Here is a 21,538-nt window from a genome sequence, read left to right as displayed (position 1 = left end):
ATGCGAATATTTGTCTACGGCAGTTTACGAACCAGGCAAGGCAACAGTCACTGGATGACCAATGCCCAGCTACTGGGGAATTACAATATCGAGAACTACCAGTTGTACAGCCTGGGCCACTATCCAGGCGCGGTTCCGGGCGAAGGAACAGTACAGGGTGAAGTTTATCGTATTGATAACGCGACGCTTGCCGAACTTGATGCCTTGCGCACCAGGGGCGGTGAATACGCACGCCAGTTGATCCAGACGCCGTACGGAAGCGCGTGGATGTATGTCTACCAGCGTCCAGTCGACGGGTTAACGCGGATCGTAAGCGGTAACTGGTTAGACAGAGACCAGTACTGAAAAACGACAACGCCACCGTAAGGTGGCGTTGTTTTTTTTATTCCTTCAACTCTCTTCTGTATCCCGGCGTCGGGTTAAAAACAGAGGAACGAACAGCATGATGTACGGCGCAATAAGCCATAAAAAACACAAGGCGCGTGAACGGCCATAGTAGTTTATGCACCGCGTATTGCTTGAAATGACGGGCAGGAAACACAGTAAAAACAGCAGAATCGCATAATCGCTTCGATAAGGGATCCATAAGTAAAACAAAAACCAGGCAAGCTGGAATGTCATGATGCAGAGATACTGCCATTTACTGTCTTTACCGTAACAGTCAAACGCCTTTATGTAGCCCATCTTTATGCTTTGAAGAAAGAAACTTAGCATGTATAACGCTCACGATCGCGACGGTCAGGAGTGTGCTCATCAGCAACGCCCCTAAAAAATAGCTGTGGGTGATATCAGTAGCACCCGAGCCTAAAGTATGCAATTTACTATAACCTCTATCTACTGCAACAAAAAGTGTATATAGCCCTATGTTAATAAAGAATTGCAGAAGACAAGAAAACAAGATATTTCTTGGAATTGTTTTTAATAGAGTGAGTAACGCATAAATAATGCTTGATGATAGCGCGAAGTAAAGTCCGTTAAGTAAACCAGATAGTAATGCGCTATTTGTTTGACTGAATATTAAATGATCGCTTCCATAGTACCATGACAGATATTCAACATAAGTACTTCTGCCAAAGACAAAGGAGGCAATAATAAGGACGAATAGGCTCATGACATGGCTTTTCTTACTCATAATTTTGCTCCTTTAGATAGCAGCTCCTTCATCGTTTTACTGGCTTCTAGCTGATCTTTGATTATGGCAAGGTCACGAGTATTGTGGTTATATTTTGCAATAGCGGTTGGCGTACCCTTACCACCATTGTCCATAAAGAAGACTATATCCTTACGACCATAAAGAAGGACTTGTGGGATGGGATCACGCCCATAACTCACCGCCTGTGGAAGGGAGTGGATAGACTCTGTCGTGAGGAAGCGAGGAATATTTTCATGCTCAATATTACCTAAAGGCATGGTGGCAACAAGGGAGCCGATAAAATCGGTCGAATACACTAACGCATCTGTATCCTTGGTCGTTACTTTTGAACCTGTAATATATTTTATCTGTTGCCAAAGGGTAATATCTTTAGGGGTAACCTTAACACCATCCATAAACATATCCTGCTTGCGTTTTAGCTGAATGACAGTACGGTGTACCTGTGTCAAAGAGGGGCTGATTTCCCCAATAGAAGGCATAAAACCATCGCGGGAATACAACCGTTCAATGATAAAATAAATTCCAGTTGGGCGGGCAACATCAATGTTAATGGATGACATATGAATCCTGTCATGAATGGGGATTAATGATCATCATGACAGTATGTTGTGAACAGCCAGGCTATTTAACCACTCCCACTATAAATGATAGGGTGTCTTTTTTGGTTTTAATGTCAAAAACATAAGGAATGGGATTATTCTCAACAATTCAGTTTGTACTACTTTAAACCAGGGAAATAAAAAAGCCCCGACTCGCGGGGCCTTCATTAACAGCAGTAAGAATTACTTCTTAGCAGCGCGTTCGAAAGAGGCGATGATTTCCGCTTTCGCTGCTTCTGCGTTGTCCCAGCCGTCAACTTTAACCCACTTGCCTTTTTCGAGGTCTTTGTAGTGCTCGAAGAAGTGAGTGATCTGCGCTTTCAGCAGCTCTGGCAGGTCGTTCACATCTTTGATGTGATCGTACTCTTTGCTCAGCTTGGTGTGCGGTACCGCAACCAGCTTCGCATCTTCACCGGATTCGTCGGTCATTTTCAGCACGCCAACGGGACGGCAGCGAATCACTGCGCCTGGCTGCAGTGGGTATGGCGTTGGGACCAGCACGTCAACCGGGTCACCGTCCAGAGACAGGGTGTGGTTGATGTAACCGTAGTTGCACGGATAGAACATCGCGGTAGACATGAAGCGGTCTACGAACAGGGCGCCGCTCTCTTTGTCCACTTCGTATTTGATCGGATCTGCGTTAGCCGGGATTTCGATAACTACGTAGATGTCTTCTGGCAGTTCTTTACCCGCTGGGACGTTGAGTAAGCTCATGTCGGTGTCCTTTAAAATGGATGGTAAACAAGTGGCAGGTATTATAGCCAACTCGCGCTGAATGTCTCCGCCTGTTTTCGCCTTCTCTCCACGTTCTTCCCACTTTTCAGACCGATTCCATGACAGAAAAATCCATAAACTCAGCCGCATTTTTCATGGAGAAATGAAAGCGATTACAAACTTGTGATTAACGTTTTATTCACTTTTCTGAAGTGTGATGTAACGCAATTCGTTACATATTTCATGGGCTATAGTCATTCCGCAGAACATCTTTTAACCAACAATAACTCACCCTACGAGGACGTTCATATGTGGAAGCGCTTACTCCTTGTCACAGCAGTTTCGGCAGCCATGTCGTCTATGGCGATGGCCGCTCCCTTAACCGTAGGTTTTTCGCAGGTCGGCTCTGAATCTGGCTGGCGAGCGGCAGAAACCAACGTGGCGAAAAGCGAAGCTCAGAAACGCGGCATTACCCTGAAAATCGCCGATGGTCAGCAAAAACAAGAGAATCAGATCAAAGCCGTGCGCTCCTTTATCGCCCAGGGCGTGGATGCCATCTTTATTGCACCCGTCGTGGCGACCGGCTGGGAACCCGTCCTGAAGGAAGCGAAAGACGCTGAAATCCCGGTCTTCCTGCTCGATCGTTCCATCGACGTTAAAGACAAATCTCTCTATATGACCACCGTGACGGCCAACAACGTGCTGGAAGGGCAGCTAATTGGCGACTGGCTGATAAAACAGGTCGACGGCAAGCCGTGTAACGTTGTTGAACTGCAGGGCACCGTCGGGGCGAGCGTGGCCATCGACCGTAAAAAAGGCTTTGCTGAAGCCATCGCGAAAGCGCCAAACATCAAGATTATCCGCTCTCAGTCCGGCGACTTTACCCGCAGTAAAGGTAAAGAGGTGATGGAGAGCTTCATTAAGGCTGAAAACAACGGCAAGAACATCTGCATGGTTTACGCCCACAACGATGACATGGCGATCGGCGCGATTCAGGCAATTAAAGAAGCGGGCCTGAAGCCGGGCAAAGATATCCTCACCGGCTCTATCGACGGCGTGCCTGATATCTACAAAGCGATGATCGACGGCGAAGCCAACGCCAGCGTGGAGCTGACGCCAAACATGGCCGGCCCGGCATTCGACGCGCTGGAGAAATTCAAGAAAGACGGCACGATGCCGGAGAAAGTGACGGTCACCAAATCCACGCTCTACCTGCCTGACACGGCGAAAGAAGAGTTAGAGAAGAAGAAAAATATGGGCTACTAAGCCTGTCTGAACATGCCGGGTGACGCTGCGCTTACCCGGCCTACGATACGCTCTTTTGTAGGCCGGATAAGCGTAGCGCCATCCGGCTTGATGCAGGGGGAAACCATGACCACTGAACAACACCAGGAAATCCTCCGCACAGAGGGCTTGAGTAAATTCTTCCCCGGCGTAAAGGCGCTGGATAACGTTGATTTCAGCCTGCGGCGCGGGGAGATCATGGCGCTGCTGGGGGAAAACGGCGCGGGAAAATCGACGCTGATTAAATCTCTGACCGGCGTTTATCACGCCGACCGCGGCACCATCTGGCTGGAAGGTAACGCCATTTCGCCAAAAAACACCGCCCATGCCCAGCAGTTGGGGATCGGGACGGTATACCAGGAAGTGAACCTGCTGCCGAATATGTCGGTGGCGGATAACCTGTTTATTGGCCGTGAGCCACGACGCTTTGGGCTGCTGCGCCGTAAAGAGATGGAGGCGCGGGCGACAAAGCTGATGGAATCCTACGGCTTCTCCCTCGACGTCCGCGAGCCGCTGAACCGCTTTTCCGTGGCGATGCAGCAGATCGTCGCCATTTGCCGCGCGATCGATCTCTCGGCAAAGGTGCTGATCCTCGACGAACCCACCGCCAGCCTCGATACCCAGGAGGTGGAAATGCTCTTTACCCTGATGCGCCAGCTGCGCGATCAGGGCGTCAGCCTGATCTTCGTTACCCACTTCCTCGATCAGGTGTATGAGGTGAGCGATCGCATTACGGTGCTGCGCAACGGCAGCTTTGTCGGCTGCCGCGAAACCCGCGAGCTGCCGCAGATCGAGCTGGTCAAAATGATGCTGGGCCGCGAGCTGGAGACCAACGCCCTTCAGCGCGCGGGCCGCACGCTGCTGAGCGAGAAGCCGGTCGCCGCGTTCAGCGATTACGGCAAAAAAGGGGTCATCTCGCCGTTTAACCTTGAGGTGCGGCCGGGCGAAATTGTCGGGCTGGCGGGCCTGCTGGGCTCGGGGCGAACCGAAACCGCCGAGGTGATCTTCGGGATCAAGCCCGCCGACAGCGGCAGCGCGCTGATCAAGGGCAAACCGCAAACCCTGCGATCGCCGCATCAGGCCTCCTGTCTGGGTGTGGGTTTCTGCCCGGAAGACAGGAAAACGGACGGCATTATTGCCGCCGCCTCGGTGCGGGAAAATATCATTCTGGCGCTTCAGGCGCAGCGCGGCTGGCTGCGGCCGATCCCACGCAAAGAGCAGAACATCATTGCTGAGCGGTTTATCCGCCAGCTCGGCATCCGCACCCCGAGCGCGGAACAGCCCATCGAGTTCCTCTCCGGTGGTAACCAGCAGAAAGTGCTGCTCTCCCGCTGGTTGCTGACCAAACCCCAGTTCCTGATCCTCGACGAACCGACCCGCGGCATTGACGTAGGGGCGCACGCCGAAATTATCCGGCTTATCGAAACCCTGTGCGCAGACGGTCTGGCCCTGCTGGTCATTTCGTCCGAGCTGGAAGAGCTGGTGGGCTATGCCGATCGCGTCATCATCATGCGCGATCGTAAACAGGTGGCAGAGATCCCGCTGGATAAGCTGTCCGTTCCGGCGATCATGAATGCCATCGCGGCGTAAGGAGTGAATCGTGATGTCCCGTTCGCTTTCGCAAACCGGTGAGTCAAAGCGCCGCTTCAGCTGGCCGACCGGCACGCCGCAAATCGCGGCGCTGCTGGTGGTGCTGCTGGTAGATAGCCTTGTCGCACCGCATTTCTTCCAGATTATTGTTCAGGATGGCCGCCTGTTTGGCAGCCCGATAGACATTTTAAACCGCGCCGCGCCCGTGGCGCTGCTGGCCATCGGGATGACGCTGGTCATCGCCACCGGCGGGATTGATCTCTCCGTCGGCGCGGTGATGGCTATCGCCGGGGCCACGGCAGCCTCCATGACCGTGGCCGGGCATAGCCTGCCGGTGGTCCTGCTTGCAGCCTTAGGCACTGGCGTGCTGGCCGGATTATGGAACGGCATTCTGGTGGCGGTGCTGAAAATCCAGCCCTTTGTCGCCACGCTCATTTTAATGGTGGCCGGGCGCGGCGTCGCGCAGCTGATTACCTCCGGACAGATTGTCACCTTTAACTCGCCGAGCCTGGCGTGGCTCGGCAGCGGCAACCTTCTGTTCTTCCCGACGCCGGTGATGATTGCCCTGGTGACGCTAGTGGTGTTCTGGCTTTTCACCCGCAAAACGGCGCTGGGCATGTTCATTGAGGCCGTCGGGATCAATATCCGCGCCGCGCGCAACGCCGGGGTCAACACGCGGCTGATGGTGATGCTGACCTACGTGCTGAGCGGTATTTGCGCCGCCATCGCCGGCGTGATCGTCGCGGCGGATATTCGCGGAGCCGATGCCAACAACGCCGGGCTCTGGCTGGAGCTGGATGCGATCCTGGCGGTGGTCATCGGCGGCGGGTCGCTGATGGGCGGGCGCTTTAACCTGCTGCTCTCGGCGATCGGCGCGCTGATCATTCAGGGCATGAACACCGGGATCCTGCTTTCGGGATTCCAGCCGGAACTCAACCAGGTGGTGAAAGCGGTGGTCGTGCTCTGCGTGCTGATCGTCCAGTCGCCGCGCTTTGTCAGCATCATTAAGGGGATCCGTGGCCATGATAAAACGTAATTTGCCGCTAATGATCACGCTGGGCGTGTTTGTGCTGGGCTATCTCTACTGCCTGACCCAGTTCCCGGGGTTTGCCTCGACGCGCGTGATCTGCAATATCCTGACCGATAACGCCTTTTTAGGCATCATCGCCGTCGGGATGACCTTTGTGATCCTCTCCGGCGGGATCGACCTCTCCGTCGGCTCGGTGATCGCGTTTACGGGCGTGTTCCTCGCGAAAGCGATCGGCTTCTGGGGCATCTCTCCGCTGGTGGCGTTTCCGCTGGTGCTGGTGATGGGCTGCGCGTTTGGCGCCTTTATGGGGCTGCTGATCGACGCGTTAAAAATTCCGGCATTTATCATTACCCTCGCGGGGATGTTCTTCCTGCGCGGGGTGAGCTACCTGGTGTCGGAAGAGTCGATTCCCATTAACCATCCGGTGTACGACACGCTCTCCAGCCTGGTGTGGAAAATCCCCGGCGGCGGCCGCCTGAGCGCGATGGGGCTGCTGATGCTGGGCGTGGTGGTGATCGGCATCTTCCTCGCCCACCGCACCCGGTTTGGCAATCAGGTATACGCCATCGGCGGCAACGTCACGTCGGCCAACCTGATGGGGATCTCGACCCGCAGCACCACCATCCGCATTTATATGCTCTCGACCGGCCTGGCGACGCTGGCGGGGATCGTCTTCTCGGTGTATACCCAGGCGGGCTATGCCCTTGCAGGCGTTGGCGTGGAGCTGGATGCGATTGCTTCTGTGGTCATCGGCGGTACGCTGCTCAGCGGCGGCGTGGGTACGGTGCTGGGGACGCTGTTCGGCGTGGCGATTCAGGGGCTGATCCAGACCTATATCAACTTTGACGGCACGCTCAGCTCCTGGTGGACGAAGATCGCCATCGGCATTCTGCTGTTTATTTTTATTGCCCTGCAGCGCGGCCTGACGGTGCTCTGGGAGAACCGCCAAAGCTCGCCTGTTACCCGCGTGAACACATCGGTAACAGAGCGATAACATGCTGAAAGTCTAAACATTTTCCGGTAGCGGCCGATACTCTTTTTTTATGCCCAGAAATATCTCGCTACCGGAAATAATATCATGCTGAAAACGCTATCGATTCGTACCGGCTTGCTCTCTTTACTGGCCGTTATGACCCTTCTGCTGCTGATTGTCAGCGGCATTGGCATTTATGCCCTCACACAGAGTTCTTCTTCGCTGCAGCGCATTAATCACCTTCAGGGTGAGCAGATGGTGCAGCTTAATTCAGGCTATACGCTGATCCTGCGCGCGCGCAATGAAGCGGGACAGGCCGTCCGCATGATGGAAATCGGCATGCTGGACGATGCGGCCAGCGCGGTAAAAAACATCAATCAGGAAGTCGCCCTGGCCCAGAAAACGCTGAAGGGCGTGATCGACGGCGGCGTGGCTAACGAGCAGGGGCAGCTGCTGCTCGATAAAGTGGCAGCCAGCCTGGCGGCGTATAACCAGCAGGGGATCAACCCGATGCTGAAAACCCTCAATGACCAGAGCGCGGACGGGTATTACGACCTGCTGGAGAAGACGCTGATCCCGCTGGCGTCAGCGTTTGATAACGACATGCAGGCGTTTCAGAAATGGAGCGAAGCGCGAGGTCAGGCGGAAGTGAGTGCCGTGCAGGCGAGCAAAACCCGCGTCCTGATCCTGATTATCGTCGCCGCGCTGCTGACGGCGGGCATTATCGTGCTGGCCTGGCTGGCGCTGCGCCATATGCTGCTCAAGCCGCTCTCGGCGTCGATTGCTCAGCTGGAGAACGTGGCGGCGGGCGATTTAACCCATACGCTGGCCGCGCCCGCGAGCCAGGAGTTTAACCGCCTTAACGCGGTCATTGAGGAGATGCGTCAGTCGCTGATGAACTCGGTTCTGCGGGTACGCGATGCCAGCGCGCAGATTGACACCGGCAGCCGCGAGCTGACGCTGGGGAACCGGGATCTCGCCGAGCGAACGGAATCCACCGCCACGTCGCTGGAGCAGACGGCGGCCAGCATGGAACAGATCACCGCCACGGTGAAGCTCAACGCCGATAACGCCGAGCAGGCGCACCAGCTGGCGAAGTCGGTCTCCGACACGGCCGATCACGGCAGCGAAATGGTCTGCTACGTGATTGAAAAAATGCGCGATATCTCCGGCAGTTCGGCGCGCATCGCCGACATCCTGAGCGTGATCGACGGCATTGCCTTCCAGACCAATATCCTGGCGCTTAACGCCTCCGTAGAGGCGGCGCGCGCGGGCGAGCAGGGGCGCGGGTTTGCCGTCGTCGCGGGCGAGGTGCGAAACCTGGCCAGCCGCAGCGCCGACGCGGCGAAGGAGATTCGTTCTCTTATCAGTGATTCGCAAACCCACGTTAACGAGGGCAGCGAGCTGGCCCAGCAGGCGGGCGAAACGATGGATGAGATCGCAACAGAAGTGCTGCGCATGACCAAACTGATGCGTGAGATTGCGACCGCGTCTCAGGAGCAGAGCCGCGGCATTGAGCAGGTGAATATTGCGGTAAACCAGATGGATGAAACCGCGCAGCAGAATGCGGCGCTGGTGCAGCAATCCTCCGCCGCGACCCGCTCCCTTGAGGAGCAGTCGCGTCAGCTGATGGAAGCTATGTCATCATTCAAAGTGACGACTCAGAACGCGGCATAATATTACCCAGCCCCGGTACGTTCTGTGCCGGGGTTTTATTCCTTCCGGAATTAAGCGCCCCGATATTATCGTGAATTTCGCCCATTAATATTTCCAGCGAGCTGGTTAAGGCTAATGCTTTTTCAGTCGGCTCAAGATATAAGCCTTTGCGGAGAAATAACGGCTCATCAAAGAGTTGATTAAAACGCTTTAATGCCAGACTCACCGCAGGGCGTGACATCTCCAGACGCAAAGAGGCCTTTGCCATGCTGCCGCAGCGGACGATTTCAATAAATACAGGGATAAGATTTAAATCAATGCCGGTATTAGCACGGGAATAATTTTTCATTGCGTTTCTGCTCCACGAAATATCTGTCAAACTGTTATGGAAATAATGCAGGAGCAGTGGCGAATATTAAAGCGTGTTTTTTATAAACACTTATACGGTAAAATATATAAATGAACAGGGGAGCCGGATCGGCTCCCCTGAAGAGAGGGATTACGCGTCCGGGTACTCGCGGATAAAGCGTTCAACGTCTTCAACCATGTGGTTGTTGCCGACGAAGAACGAACGGCGCTGGTGAAGGCTTTCCGGCACGATCTCCAGAATACGCTCTTTACCGTCGCTCGCCTTACCGCCCGCCTGTTCGGCCAGGAACGCCATCGGGTTGCATTCGTACAGCAGACGCAGTTTCCCGTCCGGGTGGCTGGCGGTGCTTGGGTAGAGGTAGATACCGCCTTTCAGCAGGTTACGGTGGAAATCTGCGACCAGAGAGCCAATATAGCGGGACGTGTACGGGCGCTGCGTCGCTTTATCTTCTTCCTGGCAGAATTTGATGTACTTCTTCACGCCGTTCGGGAAGCGGATGTAGTTACCTTCGTTAATGGAGTAGGTATTGCCCTTCTCCGGGAAGCGCATGCGTTCCTGGCTCAGACAGAAAACGCCCAGGGAAGGATCGTACGTAAAGGCGTGTACCCCGCAACCGGTGGTGTAGACCAGCATGGTGGAGGAGCCATAGACGACGTAACCGGCAGCAACCTGATTAATGCCCGGCTGCAGGAAATCTTCTTCGGTCACCGGCGTGCCAACAGGCGTGACGCGGCGGTAGATGGAGAAAATGGTACCGACAGAAACGTTAACGTCGATGTTGGAGGAGCCGTCGAGCGGATCCATCAGAACAACGTATTTCGCGTGTTCACACCCTTCGAAAACAACAATTTCATCTTCTTCTTCGGAGGCGATACCCGCAACGATGTCGCGCGCGCGCAGTGCAGCTTTCAGTTTTTCATTTGCGAACAGATCGAGTTTCTGTTGAACCTCGCCCTGAACGTTCTCGGCACCGCTGGCACCCAGGATATCGACCAGACCGGCCTTGTTGATATCACGGTGGATGATCTTAGCGCCCAGCTTTATTGCCGACAGCAAAGCAGTGAGTTCACCGGTAGCATGAGAGAACTCGTGCTGCTTTTCGACAATAAATTCACCTAACGTTTTCATAACACTTTCCCTGCATCTTTGTGAGTAGAGCGATTGTATGTTCACTAAAACGACTAAAGCCCAACAATCTTAACAAATATTCAAATAGTAGCGCAGAGGTGAATCGCGCCAGCAACATACGGATTTACCTGAAATGCGTTTCACAGCCGCTAACATGTGAGTAAAATGTGCGCCACATTAAAGAAGGATAGTGACGTATGCGCATTCATATATTGGGGATTTGTGGCACTTTCATGGGCGGACTGGCAATGCTGGCGCGCTCGCTGGGCCATGAGGTGACAGGTTCGGACGCCAATGTGTATCCGCCAATGAGCACACTTCTGGAGAAACAGGGCATCTCTCTTATTCAGGGCTACGATGCCAGCCAGCTGGATCCCGAGCCGGACCTGGTGATTATTGGCAACGCCATGACCCGCGGCAATCCGTGCGTTGAGGCGGTACTGGAACGCAATATTCCGTTCATGTCCGGCCCGCAGTGGCTGCATGACTTCGTCCTGCGCGACCGCTGGGTGGTTGCCGTTGCCGGTACCCACGGCAAAACGACCACCGCGGGCATGGCGACCTGGATCCTCGAAGCCTGCGGCTATAAGCCGGGCTTCGTTATCGGCGGCGTACCGGGTAATTTCGACGTTTCTGCGCGCCTGGGGGACAGCCCGTTCTTTGTGATCGAAGCCGACGAGTATGACTGCGCGTTCTTCGACAAGCGCTCCAAGTTCGTGCACTACTGCCCGCGCACGCTGATCCTCAACAACCTTGAGTTTGACCACGCGGATATTTTTGACGACCTGAAGGCCATTCAGAAACAGTTCCACCACCTGGTGCGCATCGTGCCGGGCCAGGGCCGCATCATCCTGCCGGAAAACGACATCAACCTGAAGCAGACCCTGGCAATGGGCTGCTGGAGCGAGCAGGAGCTGGTGGGCGAGCAGGGCCACTGGCAGGCGAAGAAACTCAACGCCGATGCCTCCGAGTGGGAAGTGCTGCTCGACGGCGAAAAAGTGGGCGAGGTGAAGTGGGGCCTGGTGGGCGAACACAATATGCACAACGGCCTGATGGCGATTGCGGCAGCGCGTCACGTGGGCGTTCAGCCTGCGGATGCAGCGAATGCGCTGGGCTCGTTTATCAATGCCCGCCGCCGTCTGGAGCTGCGCGGTGAAGCCCACGGCGTCACCGTGTATGACGATTTCGCGCACCACCCAACGGCCATTCTGGCGACGCTTGCCGCCCTGCGTGGCAAAGTTGGCGGTACCGCGCGCATTCTGGCGGTGCTGGAACCGCGCTCGAACACCATGAAGATGGGCATCTGCAAAGACGATCTCGCGCCGTCGTTAGGACGCGCCGACGAAGTCTTCCTGCTTCAGCCGCAGCATATTCCGTGGCAGGTGGCGGAAGTGGCCGATGCCTGCATCCAGCCTGCGCACTGGAGTGCAGATGTGGATGCGCTCGCGGATATGGTGGTGAAAGCCGCTCAGCCCGGCGACCATATTCTGGTGATGAGCAACGGCGGTTTTGGTGGGATCCATCAGAAGCTGCTGGACGGGCTGGCGAAGAAAGCGGAAGCGGCCGCCGAGGCGTAAAAAAAAGCCCGGTGGCGCTAGCGCTTACCGGGCCTACGTTCTTTTCCCCCTCGCCCCTCCGGGGTGAGGGGAACGGATTACTCTTCGTTCTCAGACAGCTCGCGCAGATACTGGAAAATCAGGCGCGCAGACTTCGGCGGCTTATTCCCTTCTTTCTCTTTCTTCGCGTTGCGGATCAAGGAACGCAGCTGCTGGCGGTCGGCATCCGGCCACAGGTTCAGCACTTCCGGTACGGCGTCATCACCCTGTTCAATCAGACGATCGCGGATCTGCTCCAGCTTGTGGAACAGCGCAACCTGCTGGTTGTGGCGGTTTTTCAGCTTGTCCAGCGCCTGGCGGATCGGATCAACATCGCGCTGACGCAGCATTTTCCCGATAAGCTGAAGCTGGCGACGACGGCCTTCTTTTTTGATTTTCTGTGCCAGTTCAATGGCATCGCGCAGATCCTGGTCGAGCGGGATCTTATCCAGCGCGTTTTTACCCAGTTCTACCATTTCCGCGCCAAGCTGTTTTAACTCTTCGGCGTCACGTTTAATTTCACTTTTACTGACCCAGATGATCTCATCATCTTCGTCTTCGATGTCATCACCGGGAACGTCGTCGAGCCAGTCTTCGGGCTGCTTAGTCATGTCAGGCTCCTTAAAAAAAGAGGCTAATGTTACCAGTTAAGACGCGCACTGAAAAACGGTTCTCTGTTAGACTTCAGTTAACTCTCTCTTACAGTATGGCATTTGCGATGAAAGTAACCTCACAAGTTGAAGCGCAGCGTAAGATTCTGGAAGAAGCCGTCTCCACCGCGCTGATGCTTGCTTCAGAAAAATCAGATGGCGCCGAAGTGGCGGTCAGCAAAACCACCGGCATTAGCGTGAGCACCCGCTATGGCGAAGTGGAGAATGTTGAATTCAACAGCGACGGCGCGCTGGGTATCACGGTATATCACCAGAATCGCAAAGGCAGTGCGTCATCCACCGATCTCAGTCCGGATGCCATCGCCCGTACGGTGCAGGCCGCGCTGGATATCGCCCGTTATACCTCACCGGATCCTTACGCCGGCGTGGCGGATAAAGATCTGCTGGCGTTTGACGCGCCGGATCTCGACCTGTTCCATCCGGCGGAAGTGACGCCGGACGAAGCGATTGAGCTGGCCGCCCGCGCCGAGCAGGCGTCCCTGCAGGCCGACAAGCGCATCACCAATACCGAAGGCGGCAGCTTTAACAGCCACTTCGGCATCAAAGTCTTCGGCAACAGTCACGGCATGCTGCAGGGCTACTGCTCTACCCGCCACTCGCTCTCCAGCTGCGTCATCGCCGAAGAGAACGGTGACATGGAGCGCGACTACGCCTACACCATTGGCCGCGCGCTGGGGGATTTGCAGTCTCCTGAGTGGGTAGGCAAAGAGTGTGCCGAACGCACGCTGTCTCGCCTGTCGCCGCGCAAGCTCTCCACCATGAAAGCCCCGGTGATTTTTGCCAACGAAGTGGCGACCGGCCTGTTTGGCCATCTGGTGGGCGCTATCGCGGGCGGCTCCGTTTACCGTAAATCGACCTTCCTGCTCGACTCGCTGGGCAAGCAGATCCTGCCGGAATGGCTCACCATCGAAGAGCATCCGCACCTGCTGAAAGGCCTGGCCTCCACGCCGTTCGACAGCGAAGGCGTGCGCACGGAGCGTCGTGACATCGTGAAAGACGGCATTCTGACCCAGTGGCTTCTGACCAACTACTCCGCGCGCAAGCTGGGGCTGAAAAGCACCGGGCACGCGGGCGGCATTCACAACTGGCGCATTGCCGGGCAGGGCCTCAACTTTGAGCAGATGCTGAAAGAGATGGGCACCGGTCTGGTGGTGACCGAGCTGATGGGTCAGGGCGTCAGCGGCATCACCGGCGATTACTCTCGCGGCGCGGCGGGCTTCTGGGTTGAAAACGGCGAAATCCAGTATCCGGTGAGCGAAATTACCATCGCTGGCAATCTGAAGGATATGTGGCGCAATATCGTTACGGTCGGTAACGATATTGAAACACGCAGCAATATACAGTGTGGTTCTGTATTACTCCCGGAAATGAAAATCGCCGGACAATAGAGATAGCGTTTTGTTAATAATAAAAAAGGAAGTGAGCAATGCGTAAACATCTGTTAGCGATCGTCGCGGCTTCAACGCTGGTTCTTGGTTCTTCTGCGTTTGCTGCCGATCTTGAAGACGACATGGGCATCCTCGGGCAAAACCTGAAGGTGGTGCAGAAAACCGACAATGCGGCGGAAATGAAAGACGCGCTGACCAAAATGCGTGAAGCGGCGCTGGACGCACAAAAAGCGACGCCTCCTAAACTGGAAAGCAAAGCGGCAGACAGTGCAGAGATGAAAGACTACCGCCACGGCTTTGACGTGCTGGTCGGCCAGATCGACGGCGCGCTGAAGCTCGCTAACCAAGGCAAAGTGAAGGAAGCCCAGGCGGCGGCCGAGCAGTTTGTGACGACCCGTAATACGTATCACAAGAAATACCGTTAACCCATCGCGCATCTGACAAACAACCAGCGGGGGCCAATGGCCCCCGTTTTTTTGCGCGGTAATAAGTAAACCCTATCGCCATCACATTTTTGCGTCACCACGTCTGAACGTTTTCGTTTCCCCGGCGCGCGTTTTGCCGCTGGAATACGTGATATTCATCACGCAAATGCCGTGATTAATCCAGATTCACCGTATTTATGTGGCACAGATCACTGCTGCGGCTCCCCTTTCCACTTCGAAGTGGAAAACAACTCGCTACAAACAATTCCCCCCCAACGTTAGTTTTATTCCAGAGCCATTAACGGGGTAAGACCAGTGATTAACGGAGCGGTAATGAACGACGTTGGGGAACAGGCAGAGCAAACAGAACAGCTCGCGAACACCATGCTGCAGCAGGTTTATGCCCTGCTGGCCCGGAACAACATCATCCCCAATGCGGTACAGGAGCAGATGCTTACTTCCCACGTGCGCGCCATGGCGCACCGGTCCGTGACCGGCGAGCCGCTGCCGGAGGTTGAAGCAGAGCTGTTTGACGAAATTTCACCGGATTCAATGCGGCTTGCCCGTGAAGTGGTGGCGCAGTTTGGCAACCTTCCAGATGAAGAGGCCTGGCTGCTCTCCGTTCACTTTGAAGTCGCGAAAGACAACCTTTAAGGAGCAACACATGGAACAGATTACAGTCGTGATTGGCGATCGCCTGGGTAAAGGTCAGAAAGTGGCGGCCGGTGTGGAAAAAGCAGGTGGACGCGCGGTTGTCGTACCGGGTATGGCGGCAGACATGAAGCTCGGCGACGTAATGAAAGCGGAAAACGCCACCTTCGGCATCTCCTTCTGCGGCAGCGGCGGCGCGGGTGCCATCACCGCCCAGACCAAATATGGCTACAAGGCCAAATACGGCATGCGTTCCGTGGATGAAGGCGTCACCGCTATCAACGAAGGCTGCAACGTGCTGGGCTTTGGCTTTATGGATAAAGAAGAGCTGGGCGAGCGTCTGGTACAGGCGTGGCAGAAAAAATACGGCGCATAAGCATGAAAGAACAGTTCACAACCACGGTGAGAGTGAAGGGGAAGGGCGACGCCAAAGCGCGCGCCTTTGCCGACGCGCTCAACCACGTTCAGGCCGCGGTGATGAAAGCCTCACCGCATATCTTACTGCGTATTGAGCCACAGGATGTGCAGGTTGTTCAGGCGCAAGAAGCGGTGCGAAAAGAAGCGTTTCTGTTCTTCTTTCTGCGCCGGGAAAGACGCACCTACAGCGTGGAGCTGGATGTGACCGTCAACGTGACCGCCATCAATCTCGACCAGGTGGATTTCGTCACGCAACGCTGATTATTCATAAAAGGGCAGACTGATGTTCTTAATTATATTAATAAAATCGCTCATCATCGGCGGCCTGGTAGGCGTCGGTGTCGGGGCCGGGGCTGCACGCATGTTTCATGCGCCTACCACTCAGGGTATGGGCGCGTTTCGTACGTTGGGGGAACTGAACTCCTGCGAAGGGGATCCGGCGTCCCACTTCTCCTTTGGGTTAGGCTTCTTCTTTAACGCCTGGGCCTCTTCCGTGGCCGCAGGGGCTTTCACACAGGACGTTGACCACCGCATCATCCCAAACTGGGGTGCTGCCGCGCTGATGATCAAAAACCGTAACGTCGGCGAAACGCTGCACGATCCGCGCAAAATGGCGATTGCCTGCGGCGTGATCGGCATGATCGTCGTGACCTTCCTTAACCTGACTGCCTCCTCCGTGCCCGCTGCGCTTCAGGTCACCGCCGTGAAGGTGCTGGTGCCTGCCGCGAACCTGCTGGTCAACACCGTGATGCCGGTGATCTTCTGGCTGGCGGCCATCGACGCGGGTAAAAAATCGGGCTTCTGGGCCACCATCTTTGGCGGCGCGGCGCAGCTGATTATGGGCAACGCCGTACCGGGCCTGGTGCTGGGGATCCTGATCGGTAAAGGCGTGGAAGAGAGCGGCTGGAACCACGTCACCAAAGTGATGATGGCGGCGATCGTTCTGCTCTTCGTGCTGAGCGGCTTCTTCCGCGGTTTCGACATGAAGATGATCGAATCCTTCCATCTGACCGTGCCGAACTGGCTCGACATGATCCACAACTCGCTCAGCGGTAAATAACAGGAGCCTCGACATGGAACAGAATAAAGGTTTTTGGTATGCCGACTGGTCGTTCCCGATCTTCGTTGGCCTGCTCTCCTCCGGCGTGTTTGCCGGGACGCACATGTACTACCTCTACGGCATCGGCGCGTTTAACGAAGTGGCCTTCGTGGCGATGCTGAAAGCGGGCATTGATACCGGCGTTTACGGCGCGGTGGCAGCGTTTGGCGCGAGCTTCCTGTTCGCCCGTATTATCGAAGGGTCGCTGGTCGGTATTCTCGACATCGGCGGGGCGATCCAGACCGGCGTGGGCCTCGGGGTTCCGGCGCTGCTGCTGGGCGCGGGGATCATGTTCCCGGTGACCAACTTCATTGCCGCGCTGATCACCGGCCTGGTGATTGGCCTTGCGATTGGCTACGTCATCATCCTGGCGCGTAAGTTCACCATCAACCAGAGCAACTCCACCTACGGCGCAGACGTGATGATGGGGGCTGGCAACGCTTCCGGCCGCTTCCTCGGACCGTTGATTATCCTCAGCGCCATGACCGCCTCCATTCCGATTGGCGCGGGTTCTCTGCTGGGTGCGCTGCTGTTCTACATCTGGCAGAAGCCCATTACCGGTGGCGCTATCCTCGGCGCAATGATTCTGGGCTGGCTGTTCCCGGTTGCCCTTTAATACCCGCGGGCGCTCCGGCGCCTGCCTTTTCAGGAGATCCTCATGTTTGATTTACTCCTGCGCCGTGCGCGCCTCGCCGACGATACCCTGACCGATATCGCCATTCAGGACGGGAAGATCGCCGCGACGGGCGACATAGACGCTCCCGCCCGCAAAACGGTGGAGCTAAACGGTGACGTATTCGTCAGCGCAGGCTGGATTGACTCCCACGTACACTGCTACCCGAACTCCCCGATTTACCACGACGAGCCGGACAGCGTGGGCGTTGCCACCGGCGTGACCACCGTGGTGGACGCGGGCAGCACCGGGGCCGACGACGTGGACGATTTCTACGCGATTACCCGCAAGGCCTCCACCGAGGTCTTTGCCCTGCTGAACATCTCCCGCGTGGGGCTGATTGCCCAGAACGAGCTGGCCAACATGGCCAATATTGACGCCGACGCGGTGAAAGAGGCGGTGAAACGCCATCCTGATTTTATCGTCGGCCTGAAGGCGCGCATGAGCAGCAGCGTGGTCGGTGACAACGGCATCACGCCGCTGGCGCGCGCCAAAGCCATTCAGAAAGAGAACGGCGACCTGCCGCTGATGGTGCACATTGGCAACAACCCGCCGAACCTCGACGAAATTGCCGAGCTGCTGAGCTCCGGCGATATCATCACCCACTGCTACAACGGCAAGCCTAACCGCATTCTGACGCCCTCCGGCGAGCTGCGCGCCTCCATTACGTCTGCGCTGAAGCGCGGCGTGCGTCTGGACGTCGGCCACGGCACGGCGAGCTTCAGCTTTGAGGTGGCGAAACGCGCCATCGCGATGGGCATTCTGCCGCACACCATCAGCTCGGACATCTACTGCCGCAACCGCATCAACGGCCCAGTGGGCTCGCTGGCAAGCGTGATGTCGAAATTCCTCGCCATCGGCATGTCATTGCCGCAGGTGATTGACTGCGTCACGGCGAACGCCGCCGACGGCCTGCGCCTGACGCGCAAAGGCCGCATTCAGCCGGGTCTCGATGCCGACCTGACGCTGTTCACCCTTAAACGTCAGCCGACGGTGCTGACGGATGCCGAAAACGACAGCCTGCAGGCTGAACACATACTGGTGCCGCTTGCCGCGATCCGCGCGGGCAAGGGCTACATGACCGAACAAGGGAGCACGGAACATGCCTTCGATTTATGAGAAGTACCGCTTAAAGCAGGTTATCAACACCTCTGGCCGCATGACGGCGCTGGGCGTCTCCACGCCGCGCCCGGAGGTGGTACAGGCGGCGATGGACGGCATGAATCACTATTTCGAGATGAAGGATCTGGTCAATAAAACCGGGGAGTACATCGCGAAGCTGCTGGACGTGGAAGGGGCGACGGTGGTCTCCTGCGCGTCGGCGGGCATTGCCCAGTCCGTGGCCGCGGTGCTGGTGAAAGACAGCGACTGGCTGCTGGAAAACCTGCACGTCACCCCGATTGAGAACAACGAGATCGTCCTGCCGAAAGGCCACAACGTGAATTTTGGCGCGCCGGTGGGCACCATGGTGGCGCTGGGCGGCGGCAGGCTGGTGGAAGCGGGCTACGCCAACGAATGTTCCGCCGATCAGCTGGCGGCGGCGATTACCCCGCGCACGGCGGCGATCATGTACATCAAATCTCACCACTGCGTGCAGAAAAGCATGCTCAGCGTCGAGCAGGCGGCGGTTGTCGCACGTAAACACGACTTGCCGCTCATCGTCGATGCCGCGGCGGAAGAAGATCTGCACGCGTACTACCGCGCCGGCGCGGACCTGGTGATCTACAGCGGTGCGAAGGCGATCGAAGGCCCCACCAGCGGGCTGGTGATCGGCAAGACCCAGTACGTTGAGTGGGTGAAGCGCCAGACGGCGGGGATTGGCCGCGCCATGAAGGTGGGTAAAGAGGGCATTCTTGGCCTGACCTGCGCCATCGAACACTATCTGACGGCCACCAAAGAGAGCGGTGCCGAGATGGTGGCGAAAATGACGCCGTTTATCGAGGCGCTCAACACCCTGAATGGTGTGACCGCGCGCGTGGTCTGGGACAGCGCCGGACGCGACATCGCCCGCACCGAGATTAAGTTTGACGAAGCCACCACCGGCCTCGGCACGGGGGACCTGGTGGCGAAGCTCAAGCAGGGCGAGTACGCCATTTACTTCCGTGGCTACAAGGCCAACGAAGGGATTATCGAAGCGGACGTGCGCAGCGTGAATGCTGACCAGCTGAACATTGTGTACCGCCGCATTAGCGAAGTATTAGGACAGGAGAAAAACGCATGAAACTGACCCCCAACTTTTACCGTGACCGCGTCTGCCTGAACGTGCTGGCTGGCTCAAAGGCCAACGCCAGCGCCATCTACGAGGCGGCGGAAGGCCACGTGCTGGTGGGCGTGCTCTCCAAAAATTACCCGGACGTGGCGAGCGCGGTCGCGGATATGCGTGAGTACGCGAAGCTGATTGATAACGCGCTCTCCGTTGGCCTGGGCGCGGGCGATCCGAACCAGTCGGCGATGGTGAGTGAAATCTCCCGCCAGGTGCAGCCGCAGCACGTTAACCAGGTCTTTACCGGCGTGGCCACCAGTCGCGCGCTGCTGGGGCAAAATGACTCCGTGGTCAACGGTCTGGTCTCTCCGACCGGTAACGTCGGGATGGTGAAAATCTCCACCGGCCCGCTGAGCAGCGCAGCTATGGACGGCATTGTGCCGGTGGAAACGGCGATTGCTCTGCTGAAAGATTTCGGCGGCAGCTCTATCAAATACTTCCCGATGGGCGGCCTGAAGTGCCGTGACGAGTACAAAGCGGTGGCGGAAGCCTGCGCCCGTCACGACTTCTGGCTGGAGCCGACCGGAGGTATCGATCTGGAAAACTATGAGGAGATCCTGCAGATCGCCCTCGACGCGGGCGTGAGCAAAATCATCCCGCATATCTACAGCTCGATTATCGACAAAGCCAGCGGTGATACGCGTCCGGAAGATGTGCGTACGCTGCTGGCGATGACGAAGAAGCTGGTGAAGTAGAACTCACACCTATACAGGAGCCACCATGCACACCCGTACCCTGCTTGTCGCTTCACTCTCAATGTTCGCCACCGCCGCTGTCGCCCAGACGCAATACGCCTGGGTGGGTACCTATAATCCAAACGGTGAAGGGCTGTACCGTTTTACTGTTAACCCGCAAACCGGTGCACTGAACGATAAAACGTTGGTAAGCAAACTGCCGAATGCGGCGCAGTTGACCCTTTCACAGGACGGCAAAACGCTGTATCTGGCAAGCGAAGTGGAGCAGGGCGTGGTGCAGGCGCTGCGCGTCGGCGATAACGGTGAGCTGAGCGAGCTCAGTCAGGTGGCCTCCGGCGGGGCCGGGCCGGTGTATCTCTCCCTGACGCCGAACGGCCAGCATCTGCTGGTGGCGAACTACGTCAGCGGCTCCATTGCCGTTTTACCCGTTAACGCAGACGGCAGCCTGGGTGACGCCACGGACACACATCAGGATCAAGGCGAACCGGGCGCGGCGAAGCCGGAAGCTGCCGTCGAGGGCAGCTTCGCGATCAGCGATCATAACGGCCCCCATGCGCATATGATCGCCGCCGATCCGAGCGGGAAATACGTGTTTTCCACCGATCTTGGGCTGGATCGCATCTACCAATACCGCTTTGACGATCGGACAGGAAAGCTGACGCCGAACGATCCGCCGTTTATCAGCGCCTCCTCGAAAGGCGCCGGGCCGCGCCACTTTGTCTTTACGCCGAAGGGCGATGCCCTGTGGCTGATTAACGAAGAGGCGTCTACGCTCACCCGGTATACCGTGAATACCAACGGCACCCTGAAAGAGGGTAAAACGGTTTCTGCCCTGCCGGAAGGCTACAAAGGCACCAGCTTTGCTGCCGGGCTCGCATTAAGCGCCGACGGTAAGCAGCTGTATGTGGCTAACCGTTTGCATAACAGCATCGGGCACTTTACCGTAACGGCGGAGGGCACGCTGACGCATCAGGACGATGTGTGGACGCGCGGTGACTACCCGCGCACCCTGACGCTCGATAAACAAGGGCGCTGGCTGTACGTCATGAACCAGCGCAGCGACAACATTACCCGCTTCCGCGTGGCGCAGGACGGGAAATTGAGCTTTGAGCCAGACTATACCCCGGTCGGCAGCCCATCCCAGATGGTCATTTCACCTTAAGC

General features: G+C 56.7%; 24 protein-coding genes. 18 read left to right on the top strand and 6 right to left on the bottom strand.

The features are described from left to right. Complete coding sequence (locus ACOTXI_RS17485; RefSeq protein WP_008501424.1) at window positions 1-345, top strand: gamma-glutamylcyclotransferase family protein; 345 nt, start codon at window positions 1-3, stop codon at window positions 343-345. Between the two features lie 316 nt (window positions 346-661). On the opposite strand, the gene ACOTXI_RS17480 is transcribed toward ACOTXI_RS17485, so the two are convergent. The 3 genes from ACOTXI_RS17480 to ppa all read right to left on the bottom strand — a co-directional run bounded on the left by ACOTXI_RS17480 (window position 662) and on the right by ppa (window position 2,466). Next, window positions 662-1,132, bottom strand: coding sequence for a hypothetical protein (locus tag ACOTXI_RS17480; protein WP_045415447.1), 471 nt, complete (start codon window positions 1,130-1,132; stop codon window positions 662-664). Next, on the bottom strand, window positions 1,129-1,713 hold the full coding sequence (locus ACOTXI_RS17475) for a hypothetical protein (protein WP_058654300.1): 585 nt from the start codon (window positions 1,711-1,713) through the stop codon (window positions 1,129-1,131). Before ACOTXI_RS17475 ends, ACOTXI_RS17480 begins: the two co-directional genes overlap by 4 nt. Window positions 1,714-1,935: 222 nt before the next feature. After that, on the bottom strand, window positions 1,936-2,466 hold the full coding sequence (ppa, locus tag ACOTXI_RS17470) for an inorganic diphosphatase (protein ID WP_008501423.1): 531 nt from the start codon (window positions 2,464-2,466) through the stop codon (window positions 1,936-1,938). Between the two features lie 309 nt (window positions 2,467-2,775). Between ppa and ytfQ the strand changes: the two genes are divergently transcribed. From ytfQ to ACOTXI_RS17445, 5 genes are all read left to right on the top strand, one after another. Next, the gene (gene ytfQ / locus ACOTXI_RS17465; protein WP_021240696.1) at window positions 2,776-3,732 is read left to right on the top strand and encodes a galactofuranose ABC transporter substrate-binding protein YtfQ; all 957 of its coding nucleotides are present in this window, start codon (window positions 2,776-2,778) and stop codon (window positions 3,730-3,732) included. Window positions 3,733-3,837: 105 nt separating this feature from the next. Continuing rightward, window positions 3,838-5,340, top strand: a complete 1,503-nt coding sequence (gene ytfR, locus ACOTXI_RS17460; RefSeq protein WP_058654299.1) for a galactofuranose ABC transporter, ATP-binding protein YtfR — start codon at window positions 3,838-3,840, stop codon at window positions 5,338-5,340. Between the two features lie 10 nt (window positions 5,341-5,350). Next, window positions 5,351-6,376 carry a galactofuranose ABC transporter, ATP-binding protein YtfT gene (gene ytfT, locus ACOTXI_RS17455; protein WP_021240695.1) on the top strand — a complete coding sequence of 342 codons (1,026 nt, stop codon included), beginning with the start codon at window positions 5,351-5,353 and terminating at the stop codon, window positions 6,374-6,376. Continuing rightward, window positions 6,363-7,364, top strand: a complete 1,002-nt coding sequence (gene yjfF, locus ACOTXI_RS17450) for a galactofuranose ABC transporter, permease protein YjfF (protein ID WP_058654298.1) — start codon at window positions 6,363-6,365, stop codon at window positions 7,362-7,364. The genes ytfT and yjfF overlap by 14 nt, the downstream gene beginning before the upstream one ends. 84 nt (window positions 7,365-7,448) lie before the next feature. Further along, the gene (locus ACOTXI_RS17445; RefSeq protein WP_058654297.1) at window positions 7,449-9,020 is read left to right on the top strand and encodes a methyl-accepting chemotaxis protein; all 1,572 of its coding nucleotides are present in this window, start codon (window positions 7,449-7,451) and stop codon (window positions 9,018-9,020) included. Here ACOTXI_RS17445 and ACOTXI_RS17440 read toward each other — a convergent pair. After that, complete coding sequence (locus tag ACOTXI_RS17440) at window positions 8,992-9,348, bottom strand: helix-turn-helix domain-containing protein (RefSeq protein WP_008501417.1); 357 nt, start codon at window positions 9,346-9,348, stop codon at window positions 8,992-8,994. The two genes, ACOTXI_RS17445 and ACOTXI_RS17440, sit on opposite strands and share 29 nt — an antisense overlap. A gap of 150 nt (window positions 9,349-9,498) precedes the next feature. Next, on the bottom strand, window positions 9,499-10,497 hold the full coding sequence (gene fbp / locus ACOTXI_RS17435; RefSeq protein ID WP_008501416.1) for a class 1 fructose-bisphosphatase: 999 nt from the start codon (window positions 10,495-10,497) through the stop codon (window positions 9,499-9,501). A gap of 197 nt (window positions 10,498-10,694) precedes the next feature. On the opposite strand from fbp, the gene mpl reads away from it, so the two are divergent. Next, complete coding sequence (gene mpl, locus ACOTXI_RS17430; RefSeq protein WP_025911962.1) at window positions 10,695-12,074, top strand: UDP-N-acetylmuramate:L-alanyl-gamma-D-glutamyl-meso-diaminopimelate ligase; 1,380 nt, start codon at window positions 10,695-10,697, stop codon at window positions 12,072-12,074. A 77-nt stretch (window positions 12,075-12,151) separates the two neighbouring features. Here mpl and yjgA read toward each other — a convergent pair whose 3' ends face one another. Continuing rightward, window positions 12,152-12,703 (bottom strand): ribosome biogenesis factor YjgA, encoded by a 552-nt coding sequence (gene yjgA, locus ACOTXI_RS17425; RefSeq protein ID WP_008501414.1) that lies wholly within the window; start codon window positions 12,701-12,703, stop codon window positions 12,152-12,154. 95 nt (window positions 12,704-12,798) lie between these two features. Here yjgA and pmbA point away from each other — a divergent pair, with 95 nt between their 5' ends. The 11 genes from pmbA (at window position 12,799) to ACOTXI_RS17370 (ending at window position 21,536) form a co-directional block, all read left to right on the top strand. Continuing rightward, the gene (gene pmbA / locus ACOTXI_RS17420) at window positions 12,799-14,151 is read left to right on the top strand and encodes a metalloprotease PmbA (RefSeq protein WP_058654296.1); all 1,353 of its coding nucleotides are present in this window, start codon (window positions 12,799-12,801) and stop codon (window positions 14,149-14,151) included. 38 nt (window positions 14,152-14,189) lie between these two features. Next, window positions 14,190-14,576, top strand: a complete 387-nt coding sequence (gene cybC / locus ACOTXI_RS17415; protein WP_058654295.1) for a cytochrome b562 — start codon at window positions 14,190-14,192, stop codon at window positions 14,574-14,576. Between the two features lie 315 nt (window positions 14,577-14,891). Further along, window positions 14,892-15,230 carry a glycine dehydrogenase gene (locus ACOTXI_RS17410; protein WP_025911967.1) on the top strand — a complete coding sequence of 113 codons (339 nt, stop codon included), beginning with the start codon at window positions 14,892-14,894 and terminating at the stop codon, window positions 15,228-15,230. A gap of 10 nt (window positions 15,231-15,240) precedes the next feature. Beyond that, complete coding sequence (locus ACOTXI_RS17405; RefSeq protein WP_006810339.1) at window positions 15,241-15,603, top strand: SFCGS family glycine-rich protein; 363 nt, start codon at window positions 15,241-15,243, stop codon at window positions 15,601-15,603. Between the two features lie 2 nt (window positions 15,604-15,605). Continuing rightward, a complete protein-coding gene (locus ACOTXI_RS17400) occupies window positions 15,606-15,905 on the top strand; it encodes a DUF4312 family protein (RefSeq protein ID WP_006810338.1) in 300 nt (99 codons plus the stop codon). 22 nt (window positions 15,906-15,927) lie between these two features. Then, the gene (locus ACOTXI_RS17395; protein WP_008501408.1) at window positions 15,928-16,704 is read left to right on the top strand and encodes a DUF4311 domain-containing protein; all 777 of its coding nucleotides are present in this window, start codon (window positions 15,928-15,930) and stop codon (window positions 16,702-16,704) included. 13 nt (window positions 16,705-16,717) lie between these two features. Next, the gene (locus ACOTXI_RS17390) at window positions 16,718-17,359 is read left to right on the top strand and encodes a DUF4310 family protein (RefSeq protein WP_058654294.1); all 642 of its coding nucleotides are present in this window, start codon (window positions 16,718-16,720) and stop codon (window positions 17,357-17,359) included. A gap of 42 nt (window positions 17,360-17,401) precedes the next feature. Next, window positions 17,402-18,535 (top strand): amidohydrolase/deacetylase family metallohydrolase, encoded by a 1,134-nt coding sequence (locus ACOTXI_RS17385; RefSeq protein WP_025911974.1) that lies wholly within the window; start codon window positions 17,402-17,404, stop codon window positions 18,533-18,535. Then, window positions 18,519-19,637: a DgaE family pyridoxal phosphate-dependent ammonia lyase gene (locus ACOTXI_RS17380; protein ID WP_023345315.1), complete on the top strand. Its 1,119-nt coding sequence runs from the start codon at window positions 18,519-18,521 to the stop codon at window positions 19,635-19,637. The genes ACOTXI_RS17385 and ACOTXI_RS17380 overlap by 17 nt, the downstream gene beginning before the upstream one ends. Continuing rightward, window positions 19,634-20,374: a 2-dehydro-3-deoxy-phosphogluconate aldolase gene (dagF, locus tag ACOTXI_RS17375; RefSeq protein WP_058654293.1), complete on the top strand. Its 741-nt coding sequence runs from the start codon at window positions 19,634-19,636 to the stop codon at window positions 20,372-20,374. The genes ACOTXI_RS17380 and dagF overlap by 4 nt, the downstream gene beginning before the upstream one ends. Before the next feature lie 25 nt (window positions 20,375-20,399). Beyond that, window positions 20,400-21,536, top strand: coding sequence for a lactonase family protein (locus tag ACOTXI_RS17370; protein WP_023345317.1), 1,137 nt, complete (start codon window positions 20,400-20,402; stop codon window positions 21,534-21,536). Window positions 21,537-21,538 lie beyond the last annotated feature (2 nt).

It is taken from the genome of Enterobacter cloacae complex sp. BZL2005 (genome assembly GCF_049238885.1).
GTDB classification, from domain to species: domain Bacteria; phylum Pseudomonadota; class Gammaproteobacteria; order Enterobacterales; family Enterobacteriaceae; genus Enterobacter; species Enterobacter roggenkampii.
Note: the sequence above shows the minus strand (reverse complement) of the source record. Positions and strands in the feature narration are given on the sequence as shown.

Bases quoted from the DNA above. Each gene is read 5' to 3' on its own strand.
- ACOTXI_RS17485 (WP_008501424.1), top strand. From the start codon at position 1: ATGCGAATATTTGTCTACGGCAGTTTACGAACCAGGCAAGGCAACAGT.
- ACOTXI_RS17480 (WP_045415447.1), bottom strand. From the start codon at position 1,132: ATGAGTAAGAAAAGCCATGTCATGAGCCTATTCGTCCTTATTATTGCC.
- ACOTXI_RS17475 (WP_058654300.1), bottom strand. From the start codon at position 1,713: ATGTCATCCATTAACATTGATGTTGCCCGCCCAACTGGAATTTATTTT.
- ppa (WP_008501423.1), bottom strand. From the start codon at position 2,466: ATGAGCTTACTCAACGTCCCAGCGGGTAAAGAACTGCCAGAAGACATC.
- ytfQ (WP_021240696.1), top strand. From the start codon at position 2,776: ATGTGGAAGCGCTTACTCCTTGTCACAGCAGTTTCGGCAGCCATGTCG.
- ytfR (WP_058654299.1), top strand. From the start codon at position 3,838: ATGACCACTGAACAACACCAGGAAATCCTCCGCACAGAGGGCTTGAGT.
- yjfF (WP_058654298.1), top strand. From the start codon at position 6,363: ATGATAAAACGTAATTTGCCGCTAATGATCACGCTGGGCGTGTTTGTG.
- ACOTXI_RS17445 (WP_058654297.1), top strand. From the start codon at position 7,449: ATGCTGAAAACGCTATCGATTCGTACCGGCTTGCTCTCTTTACTGGCC.
- ACOTXI_RS17440 (WP_008501417.1), bottom strand. From the start codon at position 9,348: ATGAAAAATTATTCCCGTGCTAATACCGGCATTGATTTAAATCTTATC.
- fbp (WP_008501416.1), bottom strand. From the start codon at position 10,497: ATGAAAACGTTAGGTGAATTTATTGTCGAAAAGCAGCACGAGTTCTCT.
- mpl (WP_025911962.1), top strand. From the start codon at position 10,695: ATGCGCATTCATATATTGGGGATTTGTGGCACTTTCATGGGCGGACTG.
- yjgA (WP_008501414.1), bottom strand. From the start codon at position 12,703: ATGACTAAGCAGCCCGAAGACTGGCTCGACGACGTTCCCGGTGATGAC.
- pmbA (WP_058654296.1), top strand. From the start codon at position 12,799: ATGGCATTTGCGATGAAAGTAACCTCACAAGTTGAAGCGCAGCGTAAG.
- cybC (WP_058654295.1), top strand. From the start codon at position 14,190: ATGCGTAAACATCTGTTAGCGATCGTCGCGGCTTCAACGCTGGTTCTT.
- ACOTXI_RS17405 (WP_006810339.1), top strand. From the start codon at position 15,241: ATGGAACAGATTACAGTCGTGATTGGCGATCGCCTGGGTAAAGGTCAG.
- ACOTXI_RS17400 (WP_006810338.1), top strand. From the start codon at position 15,606: ATGAAAGAACAGTTCACAACCACGGTGAGAGTGAAGGGGAAGGGCGAC.
- ACOTXI_RS17395 (WP_008501408.1), top strand. From the start codon at position 15,928: ATGTTCTTAATTATATTAATAAAATCGCTCATCATCGGCGGCCTGGTA.
- ACOTXI_RS17390 (WP_058654294.1), top strand. From the start codon at position 16,718: ATGGAACAGAATAAAGGTTTTTGGTATGCCGACTGGTCGTTCCCGATC.
- ACOTXI_RS17385 (WP_025911974.1), top strand. From the start codon at position 17,402: ATGTTTGATTTACTCCTGCGCCGTGCGCGCCTCGCCGACGATACCCTG.
- ACOTXI_RS17380 (WP_023345315.1), top strand. From the start codon at position 18,519: ATGCCTTCGATTTATGAGAAGTACCGCTTAAAGCAGGTTATCAACACC.
- dagF (WP_058654293.1), top strand. From the start codon at position 19,634: ATGAAACTGACCCCCAACTTTTACCGTGACCGCGTCTGCCTGAACGTG.
- ACOTXI_RS17370 (WP_023345317.1), top strand. From the start codon at position 20,400: ATGCACACCCGTACCCTGCTTGTCGCTTCACTCTCAATGTTCGCCACC.